Source organism: uncultured Kluyvera sp., assembly GCF_902485085.1.
Classification (GTDB): Bacteria; Pseudomonadota; Gammaproteobacteria; order Enterobacterales; family Enterobacteriaceae; genus Kluyvera; species Kluyvera ascorbata.
On sequence record NZ_CABTJS010000151.1, the window covers coordinates 1 to 15,356 of the forward strand.

General features: G+C 52.9%; 12 protein-coding genes and 2 pseudogenes. 4 read left to right on the forward strand and 10 right to left on the reverse strand.

Annotation, left to right across the window (positions count from 1 at the left end):
• The 6 genes and pseudogenes from RDN66_RS18870 to lrhA all read right to left on the reverse strand — a co-directional run.
• Positions 1–350 (reverse strand): annotated as a pseudogene (locus tag RDN66_RS18870) (NADH-quinone oxidoreductase subunit F); the annotation flags it as partial.
• Positions 350–850 carry an NADH-quinone oxidoreductase subunit NuoE gene (nuoE, locus tag RDN66_RS18875; protein WP_035892483.1) on the reverse strand — a complete coding sequence of 167 codons (501 nt, stop codon included), beginning with the start codon at positions 848–850 and terminating at the stop codon, positions 350–352. The pseudogene RDN66_RS18870 and the gene nuoE, both read right to left, overlap by 1 nt.
• Before the next feature lie 2 nt (positions 851–852).
• Positions 853–2,658, reverse strand: coding sequence for an NADH-quinone oxidoreductase subunit C/D (gene nuoC, locus RDN66_RS18880; protein WP_115073849.1), 1,806 nt, complete (start codon positions 2,656–2,658; stop codon positions 853–855).
• A gap of 93 nt (positions 2,659–2,751) precedes the next feature.
• Complete coding sequence (gene nuoB, locus RDN66_RS18885) at positions 2,752–3,426, reverse strand: NADH-quinone oxidoreductase subunit NuoB (RefSeq protein ID WP_002913178.1); 675 nt, start codon at positions 3,424–3,426, stop codon at positions 2,752–2,754.
• Positions 3,427–3,441: 15 nt separating this feature from the next.
• Positions 3,442–3,888, reverse strand: coding sequence for an NADH-quinone oxidoreductase subunit NuoA (gene nuoA, locus RDN66_RS18890; protein ID WP_123650146.1), 447 nt, complete (start codon positions 3,886–3,888; stop codon positions 3,442–3,444).
• 626 nt (positions 3,889–4,514) lie between these two features.
• Positions 4,515–5,456 (reverse strand): annotated as a pseudogene (gene lrhA / locus RDN66_RS18895) (transcriptional regulator LrhA).
• A 908-nt stretch (positions 5,457–6,364) separates the two neighbouring features.
• On the opposite strand from lrhA, the gene alaA reads away from it, so the two are divergent.
• Both alaA and yfbR read left to right on the forward strand, forming a co-directional pair.
• Complete coding sequence (gene alaA / locus RDN66_RS18900; protein WP_035892486.1) at positions 6,365–7,582, forward strand: alanine transaminase AlaA; 1,218 nt, start codon at positions 6,365–6,367, stop codon at positions 7,580–7,582.
• 84 nt (positions 7,583–7,666) lie between these two features.
• On the forward strand, positions 7,667–8,266 hold the full coding sequence (gene yfbR / locus RDN66_RS18905; RefSeq protein WP_035892488.1) for a 5'-deoxynucleotidase: 600 nt from the start codon (positions 7,667–7,669) through the stop codon (positions 8,264–8,266).
• A gap of 42 nt (positions 8,267–8,308) precedes the next feature.
• Here the strand turns inward: yfbR and RDN66_RS18910 are convergent, their stop codons facing one another.
• The 4 genes from RDN66_RS18910 to yfbV form a co-directional block, all read right to left on the reverse strand.
• A complete protein-coding gene (locus tag RDN66_RS18910; protein WP_035892489.1) occupies positions 8,309–10,141 on the reverse strand; it encodes an SLC13 family permease in 1,833 nt (610 codons plus the stop codon).
• A gap of 101 nt (positions 10,142–10,242) precedes the next feature.
• Positions 10,243–10,920, reverse strand: a complete 678-nt coding sequence (locus RDN66_RS18915) for a sugar phosphatase (protein WP_072011354.1) — start codon at positions 10,918–10,920, stop codon at positions 10,243–10,245.
• A complete protein-coding gene (locus RDN66_RS18920; protein ID WP_035892491.1) occupies positions 10,913–11,407 on the reverse strand; it encodes a YfbU family protein in 495 nt (164 codons plus the stop codon). The genes RDN66_RS18915 and RDN66_RS18920 overlap by 8 nt, the downstream gene beginning before the upstream one ends.
• Positions 11,408–11,488: 81 nt before the next feature.
• Positions 11,489–11,944: a terminus macrodomain insulation protein YfbV gene (yfbV, locus tag RDN66_RS18925; RefSeq protein WP_115073846.1), complete on the reverse strand. Its 456-nt coding sequence runs from the start codon at positions 11,942–11,944 to the stop codon at positions 11,489–11,491.
• A gap of 335 nt (positions 11,945–12,279) precedes the next feature.
• Here yfbV and ackA point away from each other — a divergent pair, with 335 nt between their 5' ends.
• A complete protein-coding gene (gene ackA / locus RDN66_RS18930) occupies positions 12,280–13,482 on the forward strand; it encodes an acetate kinase (RefSeq protein WP_035892493.1) in 1,203 nt (400 codons plus the stop codon).
• Positions 13,483–13,558: 76 nt separating this feature from the next.
• Positions 13,559–15,356, forward strand: a 1,798-nt coding sequence (gene pta, locus RDN66_RS18935; RefSeq protein WP_308538111.1) for a phosphate acetyltransferase, incomplete at its 3' end; no start/stop codon positions are given.

The following is a 15,356-nucleotide window of genomic DNA, read 5'->3' on the forward strand; positions in this document are numbered from 1 at the left end:
AGCATGCCTTCCACCAGCAGGTGCGGCAGCTGTTCCATCAGCAGGCGGTCTTTATAGGTGCCCGGCTCCATTTCATCGGCGTTACACAGCAGGTAACGGATGTTCATGGATTCGTCTTTCGGCATCAGGCTCCACTTCAGACCGGTGGAAAAGCCCGCGCCGCCGCGCCCTTTCAGGCCAGCGTCTTTCACCTGGTTGACGATTTCGTCCGGGGCCATCCCGGAGAGCGCTTTGCGCGCACCGGCATAACCATTTTTCGCCTGATACTCTTCCAACCACACCGGCTGCTTGTCGTCGCGAAGACGCCAGGTCAGCGGATGGGTTTCGGGAGTCAGAATAATATTTTTCATTATTTATACTGCTCCAGCAGGTCAGGAATGGCTTCCGGCGTCAGATGGCTGTGAGTGTCCTCATCAATCATCATGGTCGGCCCCTTGTCGCAGTTGCCCAGGCAGCAGGTCGGCAGCAGGGTGAAGCGACCATCAAAGGTGGTTTGACCCGGTTTGATATCGAGCTTCTTCTCAATCGCGGCCTGAATGCCCTGATAGCCGGTGATATGACACACCACGCTGTCGCAGTAGCGAATCACGTGACGGCCAACCGGCTGGCGGAAAATCTGGCTGTAGAAGGTGGCGACACCTTCTACGTCACTTGCCGGAATATCCAGCACTTCGGCAATCGCGTAAATCGCACCGTCCGGCACCCAGCCACGCTGTTTCTGAACGATCTTCAGCGCTTCGATGGACGCCGCACGCGGGTCTTCGTAGTGGTGCTTCTCGTGCTCAATAGCTTCACGCTCTGCCGCACTCAGCTCAAAAGCCTCGGTTTGTGGTTGTTGATTCTCGTGCATAATTAGCGGTCCACGTCTGACATAACAAAATCAATACTACCCAGATAGACGATAAGGTCTGATACCAGGCTGCCACGGATCGCCGACGGAATCTGCTGCAGGTGCGCATAGCTCGGCGTACGGATACGGGTGCGGTAGCTCATGGTGCTGCCGTCGCTGGTCAGGTAGTAACTGTTAATCCCCTTGGTCGCTTCCACCATCTGGAAGGATTCCTGTGCTGGCATAACCGGGCCCCAGGAAACCTGCAGGAAGTGGGTGATCAGGGTTTCGATGTGCTGCAGCGTGCGCTCTTTCGGTGGCGGCGTGGTCAGCGGGTGATCCGCCTTGAACGGGCCTTCCGGCATGTTATCGAGACACTGCTGAAGAATACGCAGGCTCTGGCGCAGCTCTTCCACTTTCAGCATCACGCGGGTGTAGCAGTCAGAAACGCCACCGCCGGTCGGGATTTCGAAGTCGAAGTTTTCATAGCCAGAATATGGACGCCATTTACGCACGTCGAAGCCGATACCGGTGGCACGCAGGCCAGCACCGGTAGTGCCCCACTCCAGCGCTTCTTTCGCGGTATAAGCAGCAACGCCGACGGAGCGGCCTTTCAGAATGGTGTTACGCAGCGCGGCTTTCTCGTAGGAGTCCAGACGCTTCGGCATCCACTCAAGGAATTCACGCAGCAGACGATCCCAGCCGCGAGGCAGGTCGTGCGCCACGCCGCCGATGCGGAACCAGGCTGGGTGCATACGGAAACCGGTAATCGCTTCTACCAGGTCATAGATTTTCTGACGGTCGGTAAAGGCGAAGAAGACCGGGGTCATCGCGCCGACGTCCTGAATAAACGTCGAGATGTACAGCAGGTGACTGTTGATGCGGAACAGTTCGGAGAGCATCACGCGGATCACGTTCACGCGGTCCGGCGTGGTAATACCCGCCAGCTTCTCTACCGCCAGCACGTACGGCATTTCGTTCACGCAGCCGCCGAGGTACTCGATACGGTCAGTGTACGGAATGTAGCTGTGCCAGGACTGACGCTCGCCCATCTTCTCCGCACCACGGTGGTGATAGCCGATGTCCGGTACGCAGTCGACAATCTCTTCGCCATCAAGCTGCAGGATAATACGGAATGCACCGTGCGCAGACGGGTGGTTCGGGCCGAGGTTGAGGAACATGAAGTCCTCGTTTTCGGTCCCGCGCTTCATGCCCCACTCTTCCGGTTTGAAGGTCAGCGCTTCCATTTCCAAATCCTGCTTGGCTTTGGTCAGCTCAAACGGGTCGAATTCGGTGGCGCGCGCCGGGTAGTCTTTGCGCAGCGGATGGCCTTCCCAGGTCGGCGGCATCATGATGCGACGCAGATTCGGGTGGCCGTTAAAGGTAATGCCAAACATTTCCCAGGTTTCACGCTCATACCAGTTGGCGTTCGGGAAAAGTTTGGTGATCGTCGCGACGTTCAGGTCGTTTTCAGACAATGCCACCTTGAGCATGATATCGCGATTGCGGTCTATTGAGATCAGGTGGTAGAAAACGGAAAAGTCCGCGGCAGGTAAACCTTCGCGGTGCGTACGCAGACGTTCGTCCATGCCGTGGAGATCGAAAAGCATGACGTAAGGCTTTGGCAACCTCTTCAGGAAGTCGACAATTTCGAGCAGCTGTTCGCGCTTAACCCAAACAACGGGTATCCCGGTGCGAGTGGCCTGAACGGTAAAAGCATCCGGCCCAAAACGGTTGCGCAACTCGCCGATGACCGGATCATCAAGGTGATCGCGGGTTTGCCATGCGGCTGCGTCTTGCGCGGTTAAATCGGTCATATTGTTCACCATTGCAAAAGGTCCGTGGTGACTGCCGGGGTGGCCTTCGCGCTGTTGTATATTGATTTGCGAAGTCGAAAAGATGCCACCGCCCGCAGGCGCAAATTAAATCTCGTCCGGCGTCCGAAGATTCGTCACAGCAATACGTTCGCCGCGTTTACGCTCGCGTTCCGACTGCATGTTGGCGCGGTAAACGCCCTGATCGCCAACGACCCACGACAGTGGGCGACGTTCTTTACCAATGGATTCCTGCAGCAGCATCAGCGCCTGCATGTAAGCTTCCGGGCGCGGAGGGCAGCCTGGAATGTACACGTCGACAGGAATGAATTTATCCACGCCCTGCACGACGGAGTAGATATCGTACATGCCGCCGGAGTTGGCACAGGCGCCCATTGAGATAACCCATTTCGGTTCCAGCATCTGGTCGTACAGTCGCTGAATAACCGGAGCCATCTTGGTGAAGCAGGTACCGGCAACCACCATCAGGTCAGCCTGACGTGGGGACGCACGCAGTACTTCCGCACCAAAACGCGCAACGTCATGCACCGCAGTGAATGACGTCACCATTTCAACGTAGCAGCAAGAAAGGCCGAAGTTGTAAGGCCAGATTGAGTTCTTACGGCCCCAGTTGACCATGTCGTGAAGCGCGTGTTCGAGTTTCCCCATGTACACGCTTTTGTTCACCTCCTGCTCCAGGGGATCGGTAACAATCTCCTGTTTTTGCAGGGGATAACGGTCGTTCTCACCGTTAGGATCTATGCGGGTGAGCGTATAATCCATCTTATTGCCTCGCTTTTACTGCGTATTACGGTTAGTGACGCTGTCGGTTTCTGGGTTAGCCAGCGTGCGGCGAGAACGCGCAGGCGTCCAATCAAGCGCGCCAATGCGAACGAGGTAAACCAGACCGGCCAGCAGCACAAATATGAAAATGGCGGCCTCGATAAAGCCAACCCAACCGCTTTCGCGAATGGACGTTGACCAGGCGTAGAGGTAAAGCGCTTCCACGTCGAAGATGACGAAGAACATGGCGACCAGATAGAACTTCGCCGACAGACGCAAACGTGCGGAGCCAACGGAGTCGATACCCGATTCAAACGGAGTGTTTTTGCTTCTTGCGCGTGCGCGACCACCCAAGTACCAACCGCCGATTAACATCAGGCAGCACAGGCCAATGGCAATGATCAGAAAGATAGCGAATGCCCAATGATGGGCGATGATTTCAGTGGATGTTGACATACACAAAGCTTTACCAAATAGGTAGCATTACCACCTCTGCTCTTACCGGCAGATGGACGCTACATCGATTCATGGGGAGGATTAAAAAACCTACAAACAGCCCAATTCGAAACATAGACCGCAAAATGTTGAGGTTTTTTACTCCTTTCTATAACCTTTTGTCAACTTTAACAAAAGTTTCCTCACATTAATTTACATCAAAAGCATTTCATTAACATTACGTGCCCTTTGATTTGATTCAGCTCAATAGACCCTGCGGTTTACCTGTTGTTGAATCGTGTCCGTTTTGTAGCAATGACAAGAATTACCCTTCTATTTTGACAGGATTTACTAATGATTCCTCCCCCCAATGAGGAGTATTTTCTTGATCTAAGACACGCTTTTGTTAATTCGACCCGAAAAACGGCAACAATCTATCCGTTTTTTTAACATTAGCAGGAGATAAGACTTTAGGTATGATGATAGGATAACTGAGGGTAAAAATATTTCTAATTACATGATTACTCTCACATTATTAGCTTTATTTTTAAACCACCTACGCAGAAGTACGAAAAAAGAACCGCAAACACGCTTTTCATCGTCTACGATTCTTTTTTACATTTACATTTTGTTACTACATTTCAAGCGAATTGTTAATCCAAATCCCTTTCATGTATGAGGGAATTATCTCCCCCTTCAGGGGTATAACTCCCACCGTTCGGCCAGGGTTCGTACCGCTGCTCCTGGGACTGGAAAATCATCTGCGCCAGCTCGTTTTCACTGGCTACGTTGTAGCTCAGCATATACTCGGTCTCCGGCAGATCGGGCATGCCCTCACCTTTGCCAAGCGCACGCAGATCCGGGCTCATCATTTCAGCCGGTCGGCCGGTGACGCCCAACCCCGCTTTGACCGCCGCGCGAACGGCTGAAAGCGTTGAAGCGACATACGCCAGTCGCCACGCAATGCCGGCGGCATCCAGGGTCTTAATAATCATATCGCGGAACGGACTAGGATCATCCAGCAGTACCAACGGTACCGGCTCTTCCTGGCGCAACGTAAATTCTGCCGCACACTACCAAAGCGTAGGCGAGGTACGCAGAATCGTCGACTCGAAGCCTTCCAATGGATGAGTCGTCAGCGCCAGATCGATCTCTTTATTGCTTAGCATACTGGCCATCTCGCCATGCCGTTTGACTCGTACGTCAAGCGCCAGCTTCGGATAGGCCGAACTGATGCGGTTTAACAGGAACGGCAAGATGGTATCGGCAGATTCATCAGACGACCCTAAAGTCAGCTGTCCCTGAAGAGAGCTAAACATTAACGATGTGCATGCTTCATCGTTGAAACGCAGGATTTTACGCGCGTAGCCCAGCAGTTGGATGCCATGTTCGGTAAGCAGTTTGTTACGCCCATGACGGGCAAACAGTTCCTTACCCACCAACTGCTCCAGACGCTGCATTTGCTGGCTTACGGCGGATTGGGTACGGCAAACTGCCGCCGCCGCCGCTGCGAAAGTGCTTAGGTCGGCTACAGCAACAAAGGTTCTCAGCAGATCGAGATCGAGATTCAGTATCGGACGATTGGCATTTATCATATTAATCCACTTACAGGTTCGGGGACCGACCTGCCTTATTGATGCTGCACTCAAAAGTTCAGGCAAATCCTTTTAAATCATCTTTCACCAATCATTGACGAATGACTGCCTGATGAGTGTCAGTATTAAATTTTCTGTTACTACCGTGAGCAACAGTTCCTTTTGCAATATATCCTTCGACCCAGAGGCTAATAATCCTTTTCACCCTGATAACCGTCTCGCGTAAGAAGTTGTAGGTAGCGACATCGCGATAATGCTTCAGAGAGAAAACAGGACTTATAAAAGAAGCCAATAAATCCAATGAATAACATCAAGTTATGATATCAATCTTGATAATCATCAACAAAAACTGCTAATGGGAGTCTGACGCTCTTTTCCATATTAACTGAAAACCATAGAATTTATAAGCCTAAATAAGATCTATCTCAATAACGAAAAAGGTTTAGAATCAAAACAATTTAAGAAAACTAACAAATCACCGGCATTACTTTTCAAAATATAAGAAAATATTAATATTGATCATAAGCCATCCTTAACATCAACTTCACAAAAATGAGTATCATCTCTAATCCTTATTCGTCATTATTTAATTAAAAATTAAAAATGTTGAAGAATGCTTAAAGTATATCCAGCAATATTAGCACCTAAGCTAAATCATTTTCTTTTTAACAGCGATAAAAGCTGCATATTGCCACAGCTGCAGTGATTTAATCCATTAAACAATAAATTAACAAAACATCACGCAACGATAGTCACCAAAGACTGGCGAAAAAGAATGTACCAACAACGAAGGATGCACGAAATCTTCTACTGTTAACCCTTCAAAACCACGGGGATGCGGAGTACATTGTTCCGTGCTGACTTCCACGGCAGGGAGTGGCAATAACAGCTAAAAAGGTTAAAGGTTCATGTCTCCGATTGAAAAATCCAGCAAGTTAGACAACGTTTGTTACGACATTCGTGGCCCGGTTCTTAAAGAGGCAAAACGCCTTGAAGAAGAAGGCAATAAAGTTCTCAAACTTAACATCGGTAACCCAGCACCTTTCGGGTTTGACGCGCCGGATGAGATTCTGGTCGACGTGATCCGCAACCTGCCTACCGCACAGGGTTACTGCGACTCCAAAGGGCTGTACTCCGCCCGTAAAGCCATCATGCAACACTACCAGGCACGCGGCATGCGCGACGTGACGGTAGAAGACATTTACATCGGCAACGGCGTATCTGAACTTATCGTCCAGGCGATGCAGGCACTGCTGAATAGCGGTGACGAAATGCTGGTTCCCGCTCCGGATTATCCTCTGTGGACGGCAGCGGTATCCCTCTCCAGCGGCAAAGCGGTGCACTACCTGTGCGATGAATCCGCCGACTGGTTCCCGGACTTAGACGATATTCGTGCCAAAATTACCCCACGTACCCGCGGGATTGTCATCATTAACCCGAACAACCCAACCGGCGCAGTGTATTCCAAAGAGCTGCTGCTGGAGATTGTTGAGATCGCCCGCGAGCACAACCTGATAATCTTCGCCGATGAAATCTACGACAAGATCCTCTACGACGAAGCCCAGCATCATTCGATCGCGGCGTTAGCGCCGGATCTGCTGACCATTACCTTTAACGGTTTGTCCAAAACCTACCGTGTCGCCGGTTTCCGTCAGGGCTGGATGGTGCTGAACGGGCCTAAAAAACATGCTAAAGGCTATATTGAAGGGCTGGAAATGCTGGCGTCCATGCGTCTGTGCGCCAACGTCCCGGCACAGCACGCTATTCAGACTGCGTTAGGTGGCTATCAGAGCATTAGCGAGTTCATCATGCCGGGCGGTCGTCTGTATGAGCAGCGCAATCGTGCGTGGGAGCTTATCAATGAAATCCCTGGCGTCTCCTGCGTGAAGCCAAAGGGTGCGTTGTATATGTTCCCGAAAATTGATGCTAAACGTTTTAACATTCATGACGATCAGCGCATGGTGCTGGACTTCCTGCTACAGGAAAAAGTGCTGCTGGTTCAAGGTACCGCCTTTAACTGGCCGTGGCCGGATCACGTGCGTATCGTGACCCTGCCGCGTGAAGACGATCTGGAAATGGCTATTACCCGCTTTGGTCGCTTCCTGTCTGGCTACCATCAGCTTTAATGCGGCTCATGACCGCCGGAATTTGCATCCGGCGGTCATCTCTGCGCACAATGCCTTTACTGTTGTTAACGCGTAAGGGTTGTTATGAATCAGAGTCATTTTTTTGCCCACCTCTCCCGCCTCAAGTTAATCAACCGCTGGCCGCTGATGCGCAATGTGCGCACCGAAAACGTCTCTGAACACAGTCTGCAGGTTGCCATGGTCGCCCATGCCCTCGCGGCGATTAAAAACCGTAAATTCAATGGTCAGGTTAATGCCGAACGCATTGCGCTGCTGGCGATGTATCACGACGCCTCTGAGGTGTTAACCGGCGATCTGCCTACCCCGGTAAAGTATTTCAATTCGCAGATTGCGCAGGAATACAAAGCCATCGAGAAAATCGCCCAGCAGAAGCTTATCGATATGGTGCCGGAAGAGCTGCACGATATTTTTGCGCCGCTTATCGACGAGCATCAGAGCAGCGATGAAGAAAAAGCGATTGTGAAACAGGCTGACGCGCTGTGCGCTTATCTGAAGTGTCTGGAGGAGTTGTCGGCGGGAAACAACGAATTCCTTCTGGCAAAAGGCCGTCTGGAGAAGACGCTGGCCTCCCGCCGCAGCGAGGAAATGGACTACTTTATGGCGGTGTTTGTGCCAAGCTTCCATCTTTCGCTCGATGAAATAAGCCAGGATTCACCGCTGTAGCTGTCTGTATTCCCGGCGTCGCTGCGCTCGGCCGGGAAAACCTCAGAACGGGAACAGAATCGGAATCAGCACCACGCAGACAATCATCACCAGCACGGTAAACGGCACGCCGATTTTGACGAAATCGCTGAAGCTGTATTTCCCCGGCCCCAGCACCAGCGTATTCACCGGAGAGGAAACCGGCGTCATAAACGCCGCGGATGCGGCCATCGCGACCACCATCGCAAACGGATAGGGCGACACGCCCATCGTTTTTGCCGTGGCCAGCGCAATAGGCGCCATCAGTACCGCCGTCGCCGTATTCGAGATAAACAGGCCAATCGCCGCGCACATCACGAACAGACAACCGAGCATCAGATAAGGCCCCTGCCCGCCGCCGATATCCATCAGCCCTTTCACAATCAGATCCACACCGCCGGTTTTTTGCAGCGCGAGGGCGAACGGCATCATGCCGACAATCAAAATAATGCTCGGCCAATGAATCGATTTGTAGGCGCTCTGGGCATCAATACAGCGGAATTTCCCCATCAACAGGCAGGCGATGATCGCCGCAATGGGGTTGGGAATTTCATCGGTCAGCATCAGAGCGACCATCAGGACCAGGCAGAAGATCGCGTGAGGCGCCTGGCTGTGAGCCGGGGACGCATCGCTCACCTCGACGGGAAGATTCAGCACCACGAAGTCGCGGCCGTTTTGCCCCAGTTGGCTAATTAATTTCCAGTTGCCTACCACCAGCACGATATCACCAAGCTGCAATGGCTCATCAACCACCGAGCCGTCCAGCGCCTCGCCGTCGCGTTTCATGCCGACCACGTTCAGGCCATAGCGGGTACGGAAGCCCATTTCACGCACGGTTTTCCCCAGCAGCTCCGATTCCGGGATAAGCGACACTTCCGCCATGCCGACATCAAGCGCCTGGTCAGAGAAGTATTCACCGCGCAGCACCATCGGCTCCAGCAGCTGCTCGCTGCAGAACTGGCGCAGGTCAATTTCCGCGGCGGACATATCAATCAGCAGCACGTCGCGGGCGCGAAATTCAGAGACCCCGTTCACGTTCACAATCACCCGCCGAAAACGACGCCAGCGCTCCACGCCGATAATGTTAGCGCCGTAGCGTTCACGCAGTTTCATGTCGTCCAGACGCTGGCCAATCATCGGGGAGCCGGGGCGAATAGCGAGGCGGCGCGCGCGGCCGGTAAGATGATAGTCACGAATCAGATCGCGGAAAGTACTACGCTTGCGGCCATCGCGCGTCAGGTTGCCTTCATCGCCTTTAAGCATAAAGCGCATCACCAGCATATAAAGAACGCCGAGCACCAATACCACCAAACCTATTGGCGTGACGCTGAAGAAGCTAAACCCCTCCAGCCCTTCGCGGATAAGCTCACTGTTGATAACCAGGTTGGGCGGTGTAGCCACAAGCGTCATCATGCCGCTAATCAAGCCGGCAAAGCTGAGCGGCATCATCAGACGTGAAGGCGAAATATTCATGCGTGCCGAGACGCTAAGCACCACCGGGATAAAAATCGCCACGACCCCCGTCGAGCTCATGAATGCGCCAAGCCCGGCCACAGTCAGCATCAGGAAGACCAGCATTTTGGTTTCACTGCTGCCTGCCGCCTGTACCAGCCAGGACCCCATGTTGGTTGCCACGCCGGTTCGCACCAGCCCATCGCCGATGATAAACAGTGCGGCAATCAGAATGACGTTAGGATCGCTGAAGCCAGAAAAAGCTTCACTCAGCGTGAGCGTACCACTAAGAACAAAAGCGACAATAATGCCCAAAGCAATCGCATCCATGCGTACTTTGCCGGTGGCAAACAGCACAACCGCAATCGCTAACAGACAGAGCACCCAAATCAGTTCACCGTTCACAACGTTTCCTTGTCATCAGATAATCGGTAAGGTTTTCAACTATAAGGCGTTGACCATAGTGACAGAAAAAAACCCCAACGGTGTGGGGCTAAATCATAAGATCATGCATTCTGCGTGACGTTGATGGTGCCATCCGGCAGTTTCTCAACGCATAACGTCGCAAGCGTAGAGAGCACAAAATCAACTTCGCGCAGTTCAGGCGTTTCCGGTGGCACGTTGACGGCCGCCACATGACAACCGGCCGCCAGGCCCGACTGCACGCCAGCCTGCGCATCTTCAACCACCAGACAATCCCGTGCAGCGATACCCAGCAGCTCAGCGCCTAAAAGATAAGCATCCGGCTGCGGTTTACCGCGCTTGACCTGTTCGGCGGTGACAAACACTGCCGGTTGCGGCAGACCCGCAGCGCGGTGACGCGCATGGGCTACGGGAATAGAGCCCGAGGTGACAATCGCCCATGGAATCGCGTTAGCTTCCAGATGTTCCAGCAGCTCAAGAGCCCCCGGCAGAGCCTGGATTCCGTCAAGGTCGGTCGCTTCAATATGCTCCAGGCGCAGAAACTCAGCCTGAATTTCCGCTTCCGACTTGCCCGGCATAAAGTGGCGCAGCGTGGTGATGGCCTGCTTACCGTGAATAAAATCCAGCACCGCCTGTGGGTCTACGCCATAGCTTTCGGCCCAGAACTGCCAGGAACGTTCCACCACCGGCAGCGAATCAACCAGCGTGCCGTCCAGATCGAACAGGAAACCTTTACACTGCACGTCGGTCTCCTTAGGCATTGATTATCTGATTGATTTCGTTGCTGCTCAGATGATACTGGCGCGGGCAGCCGTGCCAGACGTTCAGCATGCGCTGGTATTTGTCCCACATCGGGGTCTGCGCGTTGAAGCCGTGGGTGCCCGCATCGAAGTGGGTATAACGACCTTCAACGTTGACCATAAAGCGCACATAGCCGAGGAAACGCGCTTCGGTAGCCGCATCAAAGCCGAGGAAGGTGACGCGACGTTCATCGATGGTATCGGCGTCTTTCAAGTTGGTCCAGGAGACGTGCAGCGCGTGGTACATCTCCATAATGTCGATAACAATACGACAGGTCTCTTCTTTGAGCTCCCCAAATTCCCTGTCCAGTTCACGCATCTGCAAACCATAACCACGTTCGATAATGGTCTGCAAGCGGCGGTAGCGCTCAGCGTTGTCGGGATCAAGCATAGTCATCATCTTGTACTGATTAGACAAAATCAGACGTTGAGCATGGGTCATTTCCATTCTTCGACTCCTGTTGCGCTTTGCAGCATAAAAAAAGACACAATGTTTGTGTCTTCTTTTATATGCGTTTTTCGCCCTCAATTACAAATCATCGAGGAAAGTTTTATCCAGTTGTTTGAAGGCGCGCTTAAGCGTGTCAGCTAGCGCCTGATAATCCGGCTTGCCTTCAACCGGCGCCAGCGCCTGACCCGCCTCCTGCAGCTTGCCGCGCACTTCATAAAACCACTGTAATATAGAAGGAGGCAACGGCGTGACGGAACGTTTACCCAACCACCACAGCCCCTGCATCGGCAGACTAAGCGCAAATAACGCGGTGGCGACCGCCGGGCCAAGCTGCCCACCAAGGGCGATTTGCCAGCACAGCGTAAAAATGGCCAGCGGCGGCATCAGCCGGATGGCATGGCGCGTTGCGCGGATCACGCGGTTTTCAACAAACACCGGCGCGAGACGTTTTTCCAGCGGCCACGTCTTTGCATAATACTGCCCACGGCTAAACAAACTGAAGAAACTAACCGGGCGTTGCTCGGGTGTCGACATGGCTTACCTCAACTTCACATATAAAAATTAAAATATTTTTTAAAACAACAACTGAGTATGACATCGTTCAAAAAATTTTGGCATACACCCTGCAATCGGGTATCCTGTGCCAGCCTGAGATAGCGCGATCCTATACGCTCCGGCATATCAAATTATCGCATATTCTGCCATTGGCGGAAAATTATGCAAAATGACTTAGAATCAATATGTATTTCTTAGATCATGCCTGAAAAGTGTTCTGGGCATGATGTTAATCATAAATGTCGATGTCATCCTGCGCTACGCTTATGACTCTTTGACGTTTTTTTAGCCACGTATCATAAATAGGTACTTCCATGTCGAGTAAGTTAGTACTGGTTCTGAACTGCGGTAGCTCCTCCCTGAAATTTGCCATCATTGATGCAGTGAACGGTGAAGAATACCTCTCTGGTTTAGCCGAATGTTTCCATCTTCCAGAAGCACGTATCAAGTGGAAAATGGATGGCGGTAAACAAGAGGCCGCTTTAGGTGCAGGCGCCGCTCACAGTGAAGCGCTGAACTTCATCGTTAATACTATTCTGGCACAAAAACCAGAACTGTCCGCTCAGCTGACCGCAATCGGCCACCGTATCGTACACGGCGGCGAGAAGTACACCAGCTCCGTTGTGATCGACGATTCCGTTATCCAGGGTATCAAAGACTCTGCGTCCTTCGCACCGCTGCACAACCCGGCTCACCTGATCGGTATCGCTGAAGCGCTGAAATCCTTCCCTAACCTGAAGGACAAGAACGTTGCTGTGTTCGACACCGCGTTCCATCAGACCATGCCGGAAGAATCTTACCTTTATGCTCTGCCGTACAGCCTGTACAAAGAGCACGGCGTTCGTCGCTACGGCGCACACGGCACCAGCCACTTCTATGTGACTCAGGAAGCCGCTAAAGTACTGAACAAGCCGGTTGAAGAAGTGAACATCATCACTTGCCACCTGGGCAACGGCGGTTCTGTATCTGCTATCCGTAACGGTAAATGCGTTGATACCTCCATGGGTCTGACCCCGCTGGAAGGCCTGGTAATGGGTACTCGCTCTGGCGACATCGACCCGGCAATCATTTTCCACCTGCATGACACTCTGGGCATGAGCATCGACCAGATCAACAAGATGCTGACCAAAGAGTCCGGCCTGCTGGGTCTGACCGAAGTGACCAGCGACTGTCGTTATGTAGAAGACAACTACAAAGAAAAAGCTGACGCTAAACGTGCAATGGACGTTTACTGCCACCGTCTGGCGAAATACATCGGTTCTTACACTGCACTGATGGAAGGTCGTCTGGACGCGGTTATCTTCACCGGTGGTATCGGTGAAAACGCCGCAATGGTTCGCGAACTGTCCCTGGGCAAACTGGGCGTTCTGGGCTTCGAAGTTGATCACGAACGTAACCTGGCTGCCCGTTTCGGCAAGTCTGGCTTCATCAACAAAGAAGGCACCCGTCCTGCCATCGTTATCCCGACCAACGAAGAACTGGTCATCGCACAAGACGCGAGCCGTCTGACTGCCTAATATCACACCGCCAGCCTAGCTGGCGGTGCTGTTTTGTATCCCGCCTGAAACTGGCGGTAACGAAAGAGGATAAACCGTGTCCCGTATCATTATGCTGATCCCTACCGGAACCAGCGTCGGCCTGACCAGCGTCAGCCTTGGCGTTATCCGTGCTATGGAACGCAAAGGCGTTCGTCTGAGCGTCTTTAAGCCAATCGCTCAGCCGCGCACCGGTGGCGATGCACCTGACCAGACGACCACTATCGTTCGCGCTAACTCATCTACCACTACGGCAGCTGAACCGCTGAAGATGAGTCACGTAGAAGCCCTGCTCTCCAGCAATCAGAAAGATGTGCTGATGGAAGAGATCATCGCTAACTACCACGCAAACACCAAAGATGCTGAAGTGGTTCTGGTTGAAGGCCTGGTCCCAACCCGTAAGCACCAGTTTGCTCAGTCTCTGAACTACGAAATCGCGAAAACGCTGAACGCGGAAATCGTCTTCGTCATGTCTCAGGGTACCGACACCCCAGAACAGCTGAACGAGCGCATTGAACTGACTCGCAACAGCTTCGGTGGCGCGAAAAATACCAACATCACCGGCGTTATCGTTAACAAACTGAACGCACCGGTTGATGAACAGGGCCGTACTCGCCCGGACCTGTCCGAGATCTTCGACGACTCTTCCAAAGCAAAAGTTGTTAAAATCGATGCCGATCAGCTGAAAACCACTAGCACCCTGCCTGTTCTCGGCGCGGTACCATGGAGCTTTGACCTGATCGCGACTCGTGCTATCGATATGGCACGTCACCTGAATGCGACCGTGATCAACGAAGGCGACATTAACACTCGCCGCGTGAAATCCGTCACCTTCTGCGCACGCAGCATCCCGCACATGCTGGAGCACTTCCGTGCAGGTTCTCTGCTGGTGACTTCCGCAGACCGTCCTGACGTTCTGGTTGCAGCGTGCCTCGCTGCCATGAACGGCGTGGAAATCGGTGCCCTGCTGCTGACCGGCGGCTACGAAATGGACGCGCGCATCACTAAGCTGTGCGAACGTGCATTCGAAACCGGCCTGCCGGTATTCATGGTGAACACCAACACCTGGCAGACCTCTCTGAGCCTGCAGAGCTTCAACCTGGAAGTTCCAGTTGATGACCGTGAACGCATCGAGAAAGTTCAGGAATACGTAGCGAACTTTATCAATCCAGAGTGGATCGATTCCCTGACTGCGACCTCTGAACACAGCCGTCGCCTGTCTCCACCAGCGTTCCGCTACCAGCTGACCGAGCTGGCACGTAAAGCAGGCAAACGCGTTGTTCTGCCGGAAGGCGACGAACCACGTACCGTTAAAGCGGCTGCTATCTGTGCTGAACGCGGTATTGCAACCTGCGTACTGCTGGGTAACCCAGACGAGATCACCCGTGTTGCAGCGTCTCAGGGCGTTGAACTGGGCGCTGGCGTTGAAATCGTTGACCCAGAAGTGGTTCGCGAAAGCTACGTTGCTCGCCTGGTCGAACTGCGTAAGAACAAAGGTATGACCGAAACCGTTGCCCGCGAACAGCTGGAAGACAACGTCGTTCTCGGTACCCTGATGCTGGAACAAGACGACGTTGACGGTCTGGTTTCCGGTGCGGTTCACACCACTGCGAACACCATTCGTCCACCGCTGCAGCTTATCAAAACTGCGCCGGGCAGCTCTCTGGTGTCTTCCGTGTTCTTCATGCTGCTGCCAGAACAGGTTTACGTTTACGGCGACTGCGCGATCAACCCGGATCCAACCGCAGAACAGCTGGCAGAAATCGCTATTCAGTCCGCTGAATCCGCGATTGCCTTCGGTATCGAACCGCGCGTTGCGATGCTCTCCTACTCCACCGGTACCTCTGGTGCAGGTA